The sequence below is a fragment of the uncultured Kluyvera sp. genome, assembly GCF_902485085.1.
Classification (GTDB): Bacteria; Pseudomonadota; Gammaproteobacteria; order Enterobacterales; family Enterobacteriaceae; genus Kluyvera; species Kluyvera ascorbata.
Genome location: NZ_CABTJS010000014.1, coordinates 62,885 through 75,401, shown reverse-complemented (window position 1 = coordinate 75,401; position 12,517 = coordinate 62,885). Strand labels below are relative to the sequence as shown.

The window sequence follows — 12,517 nt, the reverse complement described above, 5'->3', positions numbered from 1 at the left end:
AATAGTTGAACCGAGGAGCAGGTGAATGAACTCAATTTTTACCGAAGAGAACCTGCTGGCATTCACTACCGCCGCGCGGTTTGGCAGCTTCAGTAAGGCCGCGGAGGAGCTGGGCCTCACCACCTCCGCCATCAGCTATACCATCAAACGCATGGAGACGGGCCTCGATGTGGTGCTGTTTACCCGCAGCACCCGCAGCATTGAGCTGACCGAATCCGGGCGCTACTTCTTTCGCAAAGCCAGCGACCTGCTCAATGACTTCCACGCGATTAAGCGCAGCATCGACACCATTTCCCAGGGCATTGAAGCGCGGGTGCGCATCTGCATTAATCAGCTGCTCTATACGCCGAAACACACCGCCCGGCTGCTGCAGGTGCTGAAAAAACAGTTTCCTACCTGCCAGATAACCGTCACCACCGAGGTCTACAACGGCGTCTGGGATTCAATTATCAATAATCAGGCCAGTATCGCCATCGGCGCGCCCGATACCCTGCTCGACGGCGGCGGCATTGATTACACCGAGATTGGCGCCATCCGCTGGGCCTTTGCCATCGCGCCGTCCCACCCGCTGGCGTTTATGCCAGAGCCCATTGCCGAAAGCCAGCTGCGCCTCTACCCCAACATCATGGTTGAAGACACCGCGCACACCATTAATAAAAAGGTCGGTTGGCTACTGCACGGACAAGAATCAATTCTGGTGCCGGATTTCAACACCAAGCGCGAATGCCAGATCCTCGGCGAAGGGATTGGTTTTCTGCCGGACTACATGGTGCGCGATGCCGAAGCGCAATCTCAGCTGGTCACCCGGCAGATCAACAACCCGCGCCAGGACTCCCGCATGCTGCTCGCGACTCAGCACTCGGCCAATGGACAGGTGACGCAGTGGATCAAACGGCAGTTTAGCCCGCAAGGGGTATTAACGGATATTTACGCAGACCTACTACATCGAGACGTAGAAAACGCCAATAAATAAAAAAGCACTACGCAATTTATGAAAATTGCCGATAACTCAGATATTACGCTTAGTATTTTTTATCCGTTTAAAAAATACTAAAAAATAATTAATGAATAATAAATACCTGTACATTCACTATGATAGCTGGAACCTCGCTTAATCCGTTTCGGTGATATCACCAAATCCACAAACATAATGTTATTCTGGCTAAAGCGACGTTTTACAGGGATCTCATCGCGCAGCAAGGAGAATAAATGTCACTGCATCATTTAATTGCGCACATTCAACAGGCCTTCCAGCAGCCTGCAGGCATGACGTAATGACATGGCGTCCAGCCGGCGTTAATCCTTTCAGTCTCCAGAAACGATGGCTTTCATCGCTACTGGCGCTGTTGCTTTTGGTCGCGCCAAATCTGGGCGCAGGCTGGGATTTTAATACTATTAATTCACGTACCCAGCGGCTTTATGGCCCGACTACGCCCACCGCACAGCGCAACATTGATGCCTGGGAAGCTCTGCTTAAGCAGCCGCCGTCGAGCGATATTCATGCCACGCTGAACCGCGTGAACCAGTTTTTTAATTCCCGTATTAGGTTTACCGATGATATTTCGGTATGGGGTCAGCAGGATTATTGGGCGACACCGGTTGAGGCATTACGCAAAGGGGCTGGTGATTGCGAAGACTACGCCATCGCCAAATATTTTACGCTGCGGCAACTGGGCGTTCCCGCCAGCCAGTTAAGAATCACCTATGTTAAAGCACTACAGCTTAACCAGGCCCATATGGTCTTAACCTGGTATTCCGCGCCCGATGCCGTTCCGCTCGTGCTCGATAATCTTAAACCCAACATATTACCCGCCTCCGCACGCAGCGACCTGCTTCCCGTCTATTCCTTTAACGGTGAAGGTCTCTGGATCCCGCAGGCGAGCGGCAGCAAACGTGTCGGCGACAGTAAAAAACTCTCTCGCTGGCAGGATCTTCTCACCAGGATGCGTGCAGAAGGATTTGTCATTAATGAATAGGATTCAGCCATGTCCCTTTATAAACAGCTACTAATTGGCATCTGTCTGTTTACCTTCACCATATTCTGCGGCAATTTTTTTGCCACGCTGGAGAGCTCACGCGAGCAGTATTACAACCAGCTCAGCGCCCATGCCCAGGATGCCGCCACCGCCCTTGGGCTGTCGCTGACGGCGCATATCGACGATCCGGTGATGACGGAGCTGATGGTTAACTCCATTTTTGATAGCGGCTATTTCTACCGCATCCAGGTCGTTGATATTAAAAGCGGCCAACCGATTATCGAGCGTCAGAACGTGCCGCCAAGCGCCAACGTTCCGGCCTGGTTTGTCCGCCTGGTGCATCTGGACCCGGGACAAGGTGAAGCCATTGTGATGCGTGGCTGGAGCCAGGCCGCGCGCGTGGAAGTGGTCAGCCATCCGATGTTTGCGCTGTCACGTTTGTGGAGCAGCCTGGTTGCCAGCCTGCTATGGCTCAGCGGCTGTAGCGTGCTGTGCATTCTGGGCGCGATGTTCTTGTTGCGAAATCGCCTGCGTCCGCTGAATTACATCGTCGAACAGGCGACGGCCATCAGCCGTCGTGAATTTTTAAGTATCCCCGCCCTGCCGAAAACGCCGGAACTCCGCCGGGTGGTTGAAGCCACCAACATGATGGTTACGCAGCTCAAAGCGCTGTTCAGCGAGCAAGCCAAACGTACCGAAACGCTGCGTCAGGAAGCCTATAACGACAGCCTGACCGGGCTGAATAACCGCCGGGCTTTTGATATTAAATTCCAGACCCGCTTGAGCGACGAAGAAAACGCGGACGGGAATCTTATCTTACTGCGCGTGCAGGACCTGATGGGCCTCAACCAACGCCTCGGCGGCGTCAATACCGATAAGCTATTGAAGAATATCAGTGAGATTCTTATCACGCTGCAGCAACGCTTTTTCCTTAATGAAGGCTTTGTCGCTCGCGTGCGCGGCGGCGAATTTGCCATTCTCACCGACCCGGTGTTGCCAACCGAGATGGAACATTTCGCCAGCTCACTCAACACTCAACTCAAAGCGCTGTATGAAACAGGCCTGAGCGACGTTGATCCCGTCGCCCACTTTGTCGATGTTGCCTTCCACTATGGCGATTCACCGCAAACCCTGCTGCGCCAGGCAGATAGGATACTGGTCGCAACCGAAACGGATATGCACGCCTTCGCCGATCCAGAGGCCGCCGCGAAGCAGGCAGATGAGGACCACCATCAGTGGCATCATCGTTTGACCACCGTTCTGGATAAAGAAGCCTTTGAGCTTTACGCGCAGCCGGTATACCAGTGCAACAACCAGCACATTGTTTTGCATAACAAAATTCTGGCTCGTATCCAGACAGATGAAGGCGAAATTATCCCGGCGGGGCGCTTTATTCCCTGGGTTCGCCGCCTGTCTCTCAGCCGCAAAATGGATATCGTCATGCTTAAGCAGACGTTGCGCGCCATGGAAAACAGCCGACATGAGTTTGCCCTCAGCATTAGCGGTGAAAGCGTGGCCGATGATGAAAGCCTGAATGCACTGCTTAAGCCGCTGAAAGGTCTACGCCATCTGACGCCACGGTTAACGCTGGAGCTGGATGAAAACGAACTGCCGGATCCCGATCGCGTCAGCATCCTGGTGAAAAAATTGCAGGATCTGGGCTGCGGCCTGGGGATCCAGCACTTTGGCGGCCGCTTCCATCTGATTGGCAACCTGCCGCAGTGGGGGCTCGCCTGGATCAAAGTTGACGGTGGATACATTCACCGCATCAACGAAGAAGAAGATAAGAAGCTGTTTATCGAAGCCATTTACTGGGCTACGCGGCAAATTGACCTGCCGCTCATCGCCGAGCGCGTCGAAACCGAAGGCGAACTGGCGGTACTGGAAAACATCGGCCTGTATGGCGCAATGGGGCGTTATTTTAGCGACGCCAGCACACTACAAAAAACTCAGGAGAGCAGCCATGCATTTTATAGAACGTGATAGCGAAGGGCGGATAGTTCGGGTCGAGACCGCGGAATTCAGCGGCATGACCGAAATAAGCGAAGTGACCACGGGAGAAATCAGCGACTGGATTAAGGTGAGCGAGCTTCGCGCCTCGACGATCCAACAGTTGCAGCAGAGCGACCTGAACATGGTGCGCGTACTGGAAGATCTTATCGAAGTGTTGATGAGCAAAGGCGTTATCAGCATTACCGACCTCCCGGCCGCCGCGCAAAGCAAGCTGCTCAATCGCGCGGCAGCTCGCCAAACGCTAGGCGGCCTGGAAGGGCTTATCAGCGATGATGACGAGCGATTAATATAAGCAACAATTATCCTTATTTGTTCAGGCACATCATGTATGTGCCTGACATCTCTCCCGCCACGCAAAAATATTCACCAATACATCCATGACGTTGACCTGTATAAAGTGATGCACCTTATCTGTTGTGTCTTCCACATTGCAGGTTTAAATAACAAACACAGTTACCACGCCGATAAAACAAATTTACGACGAATACGAAATGTTCATGCTATTAATATATTCACATACTAACCCAGTAAAAACAATTAACTTATCTAATACATTGACGCACTACCAGACTATTAACAGGAAAATTAAACCATAAAACAAAAATAAGTAATACAAAACTATCAGCATTAATACCACACGGGTGAACGCGTCAAAACTACGTATAACAATCAATTAATTACAGATGAATGGCATAGTCCACATAGCAGAAAAACTAAAATCACAGGGCTATCAATCACTATAAATCGATATCAAACATTGATATTACTCTACAGATATACTTCTGACTGGCCATTTCATTTACCTTTTAAAAACAACACAATATAGAAAGCCAAGAAACTATCTTTATAGTTTTCATCTTTAGCCAATAATTTCTTTACAGAAAATTCTCACAAAATCGACATTAAAATCAAAGAAAGCGTTTATTTTGCGTATTACCTTATAAACATAGCCAAAGTCTTTATTTACCAGACCTCATCTTCATGAGATGCCTGGAATACTATCAGCACACACACAAATGTATGAGATATCCGTTTTGCTGTGTTTTGTATGGAAGGCGTTCGCTATTTCTCCTGATGGAAACAGGAGATTGCTGATGTAAGACAGCAACAATTTTGTTTTTTGTCTCAACCTCGCCTCTGGTGGTCCCCCACCGGCCAGGGAAATGAACACAAGAAAAGGATGACATGATGAAAAAACACATTCGGGTATTAACCAGCCTCTCTCTGCCGCTGCTGTTCGTCAATAACGTCAGCGCGGCAACGTTAGAACAGGCGGTCAAAGACAGTTTGCTGTGGCACCCACAGGTCAGCGCCTCCGTTAACAGCCGTTACTCCGCCGACGAAGATCTCCGTGCGGCAAAAGGGGGATACTTACCTACGTTAAACCTGTCCGTCGGTACCGGTTGGGAGCAGACCGATAACTCCAGCACCCGAGCGGCAAACGACCACCACCGTAACCTGAATCGCAGTGAATCCAGCCTCAATCTGCGCCAGAACGTGTTTAACGGCTTTGCCACCACCAGCGAAGTCGCCCGGCAAAAAGCGACCGTCAACTCCCGTGCGTTCTCGGTGATGAACACCAGTGAAGTCACCGCGCTGAACGCCATTCAAAGCTACCTCGACGTGCTGATGCGTCAAAAAATGGTACAGCTGGCGCAAAATAACCTCACCAGCCACGAGCGCGTCTTCGATCAGATTCGCCTACGCACCGAGCAGGGCGTTGGCCGTAAGGCCGACTATGAGCAGGCACAGGCGCGTCTGGCACAAGCCCGCAACAACCTGCTGACCGAGCAGACCAATCTTGAAGATGCTCAGGCCAACTACTACAGCGTGGTGGGCAAAGAGGCCTCCGGTCTGTCGATGCCGATGACCACCAAAGTCCCGGCTTCACAGGCCGACGCGCGCAAGCAGATGCTGGAAAACAGCCCGTTGCTGAAACAGGCCGATGCCGATGTTGAAGCCACCCGCCAACAGTACGAAGCGGCGAAATCTCGCTTCTATCCAAGCGTGGATATCGACCTCGGTCGCCGTATGGACAACAACGTCGATGGCACTCGCGGCCACGATCAGGAATGGCAGGCCATGGGTCGGATGAACTACAACCTGTTCAACGGCGGCAGCGATAAGGCCCAGCTCTCATCCTATGCCTACAAAATGCAGGAAGCACAGGACGTGAAGCGTAATGCGCTGCGCCAGCTCGATGAAGAACTTCGCCTGTCCTGGAACGCCTGGCAGAACGCCAAACAGCAGGTGCCGATCGCCAAAGATTACGCTGACCGCAGTGCCGTCGTGCGCACCGCCTATCAGGAGCAGTTCAGCATCGGCGAGCGTAGCCTGCTCGATATGCTGGACAGCGAAAACGAAGTGTTCAACGCCCAGCGCCGCTACGTCGAAATGCAGTTTGTGGAAATGTTCACCACCTACCGCATCAACGCCCGCATTGGCGACCTGTTAAAACAGCTCAATATTCAGGCACCAACGGCAGCACAGCCCGTTGAGGAGCAGCAAAGCGCACACGCCAATTTACCCGAACTGAAGTAACGATTTAGACCTACGGGCTACCCCACTCTCCGGCGGGGTAGCCCCTTATAGGCTTTGAGCAATACGAACATTTTGATGGCTTATGAGGTCTGATTATGGCGTCTTATACTGATTCACTTGAACATGTGACCTCCTCGCCTGATGACACCATCAGGCTCGACTCATGCCAGAATCACGATGATCCCCTGCTCGATGCGCTGATGATCATCTGCAAACTGCATAATATTATTTCCAGCCGTAACGTCTTAACCGCCGGACTCCCCCTCCAGGAAAACCAGCTCACTCAGGGCACTTTCCCACGCGCCGCCACACGTGCTGGCCCGAAAACATGTGGCGGTGCTGATTAGCTGGGATGGATTGAATCGCGCCCGGCCCAAAAGAGAGCGTCATGAACGCACTGAAAAAAGGACTAATTCATGCGCAACGCTAACCGAATCAACCGCCTGAAAGCCTGGCTTTTGGGTGATAAAAATACCTCAACCCTGGCCGCCAACGAAGTAAACAAAGCGCTGATCGACGACTCCCCGCGAGTGGTGCGTATCACGCTGTGGGCCATCCTCGGCTTCTTTATCATCATGATTGCCTGGGCCGCGCTTGCCGAAATTGACGAAGTGACGCGCGGCGATGGTAAGGCGATTCCCTCCTCACGGCTGCAAAAAATCCAGAACCTGGAAGGGGGGATTGTCGCGGAAGTCTTCGTTCATGAAGGGGAAGTGGTCAACGCAGGCGCGCCGCTGCTGCGCCTGGACGATACCCGATTCCGTTCTAACGCCGGGGAATCGGAAGCCGACCGGCTGGCGCTGGAGGCGCGTATTCAGCGCCTGACCGCCCAGGTCGAGGGCAAAGAAACCCTGACGCTATCGCCCACTATTATGGCGAAATCCCCGGATATCGCGAACGGCGAACTGGCGCTTTTTGCCAGCGTAAACAAACGCATTCAGAGCGAACTATCCGGCCTCAATGAACAGCTGGTGCAGAAAAAACAGGAGCTGCTGGACTACCAGGCTAAAGCCGAACAGTACCGTCGTAGCCTGAGTTTGCTACAACAGGAAATCAGTATGTCTGAGCCGCTGGTTGCCAAGGGGGCCATCTCAAAGGTTGAGGTGCTGCGTCTGCGTCGCTCTGAGGTAGACACCCGCGGGCAGCTGGAATCGGTGACGCTGGCGGTGCCACGAGCGCAGGCGGCGCTTAAAGAGATTGAGAGTAAAATGGGTGAAGCGCGTGGCCGCTACCGCAGCGAAGCGCTGTCGCAGCTCAATGAAGCGCGTACCGATCTCAGTAAAACCGAGGCTTCCGGAAAAGCGATTGAGGACCGGGTTAACCGTACGTTAGTCACCTCGCCGGTTCGCGGTATCGTTCAGCAGCTGATGGTCAACACCATCGGCGGCGTTATCCAGCCGGGTAACGATATTGTGGAAATCGTGCCGCTGGATGACACCCTGCTGGTCGAAGCTAAAATCCGCCCGCAGGACATCGCCTTTCTGCGCCCCGGCCAGGAAGCCATCGTGAAGTTCACCGCCTACGACTACACCATCTACGGCGGGCTGAAGGCCAAACTCGAGCAGATAAGCCCGGATACGGTGACGGATAAAGAGGGGAAAAGTTTTTACGTGATTCGCCTGCGTACTGAGAAAAACCATCTCGGCAGCGATAAAAATCCGCTGATTATTATTCCTGGCATGGTGGCCTCGGTGGATATTATTACCGGCAAGAAAACCATTCTTGCCTATCTGTTAAAGCCGATTCTGCGCGCCCGCGCGGAGGCGTTCCGCGAACGATAAGCATAAAAAAACCCCGGCATTACAATAATGTCGGGGTTTTTATTTGTAGGCCTGATAAGCGCAGCGCCATCAGGCAGTTCGATATACATTGCCGGATGGCGGCTTTGCCTTATCCGGCCTACTCGTTAATTTTCGGATGCTGCATCACCAGCTGCGAACGTTTTTCCTGCAGCGCGGCAATCTCGGCATCGATATCTTCAATCTTATGCTCGATATGGTCGTGATGCTCCTGGAGGATCTCCTTCGCTTCGGCCATATCCGACGCCGCAGGGGTTGCGCCTTTCAGCGGTCGGTTGGCGGTCTCTTTCATCATCACGCCGGTCATCAGACCGATCACCGCGACCACCATCAGATAGTAAGCCGGCATCATCAGGTTCTGCGTCGACTCCACCAGCCAGGCGGCCAGCGTCGGCGTTACACCGGCAACCAGCACCGAGATGTTAAAGGCACTCGCCAGCGCGCTGTAGCGAATATGGGTTGGGAACATCGCCGGTAACGACGACGCCATCACCCCGGTGAAGCAGTTCAGAATCACCGCCAACAGCAGCAGACCGGAGAAAATCAGGCCAATCGAGTTGCTGTTAATCAGCACGAAGGCTGGAATCGAGAACACCAGCAGCGCGATACTCCCCACAACCACAAACGGACGACGGCCAAATCGGTCGCTCAGCAGACCCATCACCGGCTGCACGAACAGCATACCGATCATAATGGCGATGATAATCAGCACGCCGTGGTCTTCCGAATAGTGCAGGTTATGCGACAGGTAGCTCGGCATGTAGGTCAGCAGCATGTAGTAGGTCACGTTGGTCGAGATAACCAGACCGATACACGCCAGCAGGCTGCGCCAGTGCTTGGTAGCAATCTCTTTAAACGATACCTTTGGACCATCCTGCAGACCCTGACGATCGCCCTGCTCCAGCTTATCCACGTGCTGCTGGAACGCAGGGGTCTCTTCCAACGCGTGACGCAGATAGAGACCGATAATCCCTAACGGCAGCGCGACGAAGAACGGAATACGCCAGCCCCACTCAAGGAAGTTCGCCTCACCCACCGCGGTGGAGAGTAGAACTACCAGACCCGCCCCCATCACGAACCCGGCAATAGAACCAAAGTCCAGCCAGCTGCCCATGAAACCGCGCTTACGGTCAGGGGAATATTCGGCCACAAAGATAGACGCCCCGGTATATTCACCGCCGACCGAGAAGCCCTGCGCCATTTTACACAGCAGCAGCAGGATTGGTGCCCAAATACCGATGGTCTCGTACGACGGAATAAGACCAATACAGAATGTACTGAGCGACATAATAATAATGGTGATGGATAGAATCTTCTGGCGACCGTATTTATCCCCAAGCATCCCGAAGAACAAACCGCCCAGCGGACGAATCAGGAAGGGAACGGAGAAGGTACCCAGTGCGGCAATCATCTGCACGCTCGGGTCGGCATCCGGGAAGAAGACTTTACCTAGCGCATAGGCCACAAACCCATAAACCCCGAAGTCAAACCACTCCATCGCGTTACCCAGTGAAGCAGCGGTAATCGCTTTGCGCAGCTTGGTATCGTCGATGATAGTGACGTCACGAATCGTGATCGGTTTTACTTTTTTCCTTTTAAGCATGGTTTTCCTCGTTCAATTTCGCCTTGAACGCACACCCAGTGGCGACAAACACACGATGTGTTTGCGAGGGCGCGTAAAGGGAGCCGTGGAGATGCTGGTCCCTTTTATCCAAGCGTAGCAGGTTTGCATGTCTGCGTGAGTCGATGTTTGCGGACAATCAAACCTGTTGGGCCTGCTGGCGAGTCAGTTAAAAAGCCGCCCCTCTGAAAATGACCGTGTGAGGGACAATCCTATTTACCCTAACAGCGATTAATATTGTGATCAACTTAACAAAAGCTTGAATCATGCTACTAACGCGAAATATTCCGCTCACATTTGCCTGCTCATTTCCCGCTCAACGCTAGTGATGCCGCACCGTTCACGCCGTTTTTTCACCTCAATTTTGAAATGAGTTTTTTCAGAATTTGTCACATTAGCTTCACACCGTTTTTATCTTTCCAATCCCCTCGGTATCAATATTTGAAATATGTGTTCCATATATAAAATGCTGCTTTATTTTTATTGAGTCGCTATTTCCATAAAACCAGAGCACGCTCAACAGCCCGCGCATCGCTAATCAGTCCCCTCTCCCTACAAGGAGGAGGGGGAAAATCACCCTTCGTTTTCTGACCATTCGTCAACCAATTCCTCGATACCACCGACAAATGCAGGGTTTTATTGTATAATCAGGGCCATTTTCGGCGATTTGCCGTTTTACAGGCCTTTGCCTTTCGCACTGCACATTTGAGGATATATCCATGTCATTACCCCACTGCCCACAATGCAACTCCGAATACACCTACGAAGACAACGGCATGTTCATCTGCCCGGAGTGCGCGCACGAGTGGAACGATGCTGAACCGGCACACGACAGCGACGAGCTGATCGTCAAAGATGCCAACGGCAACCTGCTGGTCGACGGCGACAGCGTGACCGTAGTGAAAGACCTGAAGGTCAAAGGCAGCTCTTCGATGCTGAAAATCGGCACCAAAGTGAAGAACATCCGTCTTGTTGAAGGCGACCACAACATCGATTGCAAAATCGACGGTTTCGGCCAGATGAAGCTGAAATCTGAGTTTGTGAAAAAGAACTGATTTAACATGTAGTATTGCCGGATGGCGTTTCGCTTATCCGGCAATACCTGCCCCGCCCCGCTTCGCCCCCAGAACCGACACGCACTACACTTAATGAGCACTTCTTACCTGAGGTAACGATCATGCCGTTAAGTCCCTATCTCGCCTTTTCCGGAAACTGCGCCGATGCCATTGCCTATTATCAGCAGGCGCTGGGTGCGGAACTGCGCTACAAAATCACCTTCGGCGAAATGCCGCCCTCCGCCATGGACGACGAAGGCGGCTGCCCGTCCGGCCTGAAGTTTCCCGATAGCGCCATCGCCCACGCCAACGTCCACATCGCGGGTAGCGATATCATGATGAGTGACGGCACCTCGCCGGATGCCGCAGGCTACTCTGGCTTTACGCTGGTGCTCGACACCCAGGATGTGAAAGAGGGTAAACGCTGGTTCGACAATCTCGCCGCCAACGGCAAGGTTGAAATGGCCTGGCAGGAGACCTTCTGGGCACACGGTTTTGGCCGCGTCGTCGACCGCTACGGCGTGCCGTGGATGATTAACGTGGTCAAACAACAAGAGCCCACGCTCTAACAACGCGGGAGGCCACGGCCTCCCGTCCTGTCATCAAATCCCTGCCAATTATTCATCGCCGAGTCATCCCGCCTTAACCCAAATGTCACACTACTTCGCCACGATGAGGCCACCTTAATTGAGGGTCTCAACATGCAAACGATTATTCGCGTTGAAAAGCTCAACAAGACGTTCAATCAGAATCAGGTACTCCACGCCATTGACCTGAACGTCCACGCCGGTGAGATGGTGGCTCTGCTTGGCCCGTCCGGTTCTGGCAAATCCACCCTTTTACGTCATCTGAGCGGCCTTATCGTCGGCGATAAAACGCCGGGCAGCCGCATCGAACTGTTGGGCAACACCGTACAGCAGTCGGGCCGTCTGGCGCGCGACATCCGCAAGAGCCGCGCCCACACCGGCTACATCTTCCAGCAGTTCAACCTCGTAAACCGCCTGAGCGTGATGGAGAACGTGCTGATTGGCGCGCTCGGCAGCACGCCGTTCTGGCGCACCTGCTTTAGCTGGTTCACCCGCGAGCAAAAACAGCGTGCATTACAGGCGCTCACTCGCGTGGGCATGGCGCATATGGCCCACCAGCGCGTCTCGACGCTCTCCGGCGGCCAGCAGCAGCGCGTGGCGATTGCCCGTGCGCTGATGCAGCAGGCGAAGGTGATCCTCGCCGACGAACCTATCGCCTCGCTGGACCCAGAATCCGCGCGCATCGTGATGGACACGCTGCGCGACATTAACCAGACCGACGGCATCACCGTGGTGGTGACGCTGCATCAGGTCGACTATGCGCTGCGCTACTGCGAACGCATCGTCGCGCTGCGTCAGGGACACGTGTTCTACGACGGCAGCAGCCAGCAGTTTGATAACGAACGATTTGACCATCTCTACCGCAGCATTAATCGCGTCGAAGAGAACGCGCAGGCTGCTTAACGTCCCCACAATGAGGAATGGA

At 53.2% G+C, this 12,517-nt stretch carries 11 protein-coding genes; 10 read left to right on the top strand and 1 reads right to left on the bottom strand.

Annotated elements, in window-relative coordinates; all coding sequences use genetic code 11:
* The first annotated feature begins 25 nt into the window (after positions 1–25).
* The 7 genes from RDN66_RS02795 (at position 26) to RDN66_RS02765 (ending at position 8,311) form a co-directional block, all read left to right on the top strand.
* Positions 26–973: a LysR substrate-binding domain-containing protein gene (locus RDN66_RS02795; protein ID WP_202216727.1), complete on the top strand. Its 948-nt coding sequence runs from the start codon at positions 26–28 to the stop codon at positions 971–973.
* A 301-nt stretch (positions 974–1,274) separates the two neighbouring features.
* On the top strand, positions 1,275–1,976 hold the full coding sequence (lapG, locus tag RDN66_RS02790; RefSeq protein WP_081918519.1) for a cysteine protease LapG: 702 nt from the start codon (positions 1,275–1,277) through the stop codon (positions 1,974–1,976).
* 9 nt (positions 1,977–1,985) lie between these two features.
* Positions 1,986–3,959: a LapD/MoxY N-terminal periplasmic domain-containing protein gene (locus RDN66_RS02785; RefSeq protein WP_248537873.1), complete on the top strand. Its 1,974-nt coding sequence runs from the start codon at positions 1,986–1,988 to the stop codon at positions 3,957–3,959.
* Positions 3,940–4,281 (top strand): hypothetical protein, encoded by a 342-nt coding sequence (locus tag RDN66_RS02780; protein ID WP_035891901.1) that lies wholly within the window; start codon positions 3,940–3,942, stop codon positions 4,279–4,281. The genes RDN66_RS02785 and RDN66_RS02780 overlap by 20 nt, the downstream gene beginning before the upstream one ends.
* 896 nt (positions 4,282–5,177) lie before the next feature.
* Entirely contained in the window at positions 5,178–6,530 is a 1,353-nt protein-coding gene (locus RDN66_RS02775; RefSeq protein ID WP_308537530.1) for a TolC family outer membrane protein, read from the top strand.
* Positions 6,531–6,625: 95 nt separating this feature from the next.
* On the top strand, positions 6,626–6,877 hold the full coding sequence (locus tag RDN66_RS02770; RefSeq protein ID WP_202216731.1) for a hypothetical protein: 252 nt from the start codon (positions 6,626–6,628) through the stop codon (positions 6,875–6,877).
* A gap of 69 nt (positions 6,878–6,946) precedes the next feature.
* Entirely contained in the window at positions 6,947–8,311 is a 1,365-nt protein-coding gene (locus RDN66_RS02765; RefSeq protein WP_202216732.1) for an HlyD family type I secretion periplasmic adaptor subunit, read from the top strand.
* Positions 8,312–8,429: 118 nt separating this feature from the next.
* Here the strand turns inward: RDN66_RS02765 and proP are convergent, their stop codons facing one another.
* On the bottom strand, positions 8,430–9,932 hold the full coding sequence (gene proP / locus RDN66_RS02760; protein ID WP_035891904.1) for a glycine betaine/L-proline transporter ProP: 1,503 nt from the start codon (positions 9,930–9,932) through the stop codon (positions 8,430–8,432).
* A 737-nt stretch (positions 9,933–10,669) separates the two neighbouring features.
* On the opposite strand from proP, the gene RDN66_RS02755 reads away from it, so the two are divergent.
* The 3 genes from RDN66_RS02755 (at position 10,670) to phnC (ending at position 12,495) form a co-directional block, all read left to right on the top strand.
* The gene (locus RDN66_RS02755) at positions 10,670–11,005 is read left to right on the top strand and encodes a zinc ribbon domain-containing protein YjdM (protein WP_035891906.1); all 336 of its coding nucleotides are present in this window, start codon (positions 10,670–10,672) and stop codon (positions 11,003–11,005) included.
* Between the two features lie 122 nt (positions 11,006–11,127).
* Positions 11,128–11,574 (top strand): VOC family metalloprotein YjdN, encoded by a 447-nt coding sequence (yjdN, locus tag RDN66_RS02750; RefSeq protein ID WP_035891907.1) that lies wholly within the window; start codon positions 11,128–11,130, stop codon positions 11,572–11,574.
* Positions 11,575–11,706: 132 nt separating this feature from the next.
* Positions 11,707–12,495 (top strand): phosphonate ABC transporter ATP-binding protein, encoded by a 789-nt coding sequence (gene phnC, locus RDN66_RS02745; protein ID WP_035891908.1) that lies wholly within the window; start codon positions 11,707–11,709, stop codon positions 12,493–12,495.
* Positions 12,496–12,517: the final 22 nt, after the last annotated feature.

Bases quoted from the DNA above. Each gene is read 5' to 3' on its own strand.
- phnC (WP_035891908.1), top strand. From the start codon at position 11,707: ATGCAAACGATTATTCGCGTTGAAAAGCTCAACAAGACGTTCAATCAG.
- proP (WP_035891904.1), bottom strand. From the start codon at position 9,932: ATGCTTAAAAGGAAAAAAGTAAAACCGATCACGATTCGTGACGTCACT.
- lapG (WP_081918519.1), top strand. From the start codon at position 1,275: ATGACATGGCGTCCAGCCGGCGTTAATCCTTTCAGTCTCCAGAAACGA.
- RDN66_RS02770 (WP_202216731.1), top strand. From the start codon at position 6,626: ATGGCGTCTTATACTGATTCACTTGAACATGTGACCTCCTCGCCTGAT.
- RDN66_RS02780 (WP_035891901.1), top strand. From the start codon at position 3,940: ATGCATTTTATAGAACGTGATAGCGAAGGGCGGATAGTTCGGGTCGAG.
- RDN66_RS02785 (WP_248537873.1), top strand. From the start codon at position 1,986: ATGTCCCTTTATAAACAGCTACTAATTGGCATCTGTCTGTTTACCTTC.
- yjdN (WP_035891907.1), top strand. From the start codon at position 11,128: ATGCCGTTAAGTCCCTATCTCGCCTTTTCCGGAAACTGCGCCGATGCC.
- RDN66_RS02755 (WP_035891906.1), top strand. From the start codon at position 10,670: ATGTCATTACCCCACTGCCCACAATGCAACTCCGAATACACCTACGAA.
- RDN66_RS02795 (WP_202216727.1), top strand. From the start codon at position 26: ATGAACTCAATTTTTACCGAAGAGAACCTGCTGGCATTCACTACCGCC.
- RDN66_RS02775 (WP_308537530.1), top strand. From the start codon at position 5,178: ATGAAAAAACACATTCGGGTATTAACCAGCCTCTCTCTGCCGCTGCTG.
- RDN66_RS02765 (WP_202216732.1), top strand. From the start codon at position 6,947: ATGCGCAACGCTAACCGAATCAACCGCCTGAAAGCCTGGCTTTTGGGT.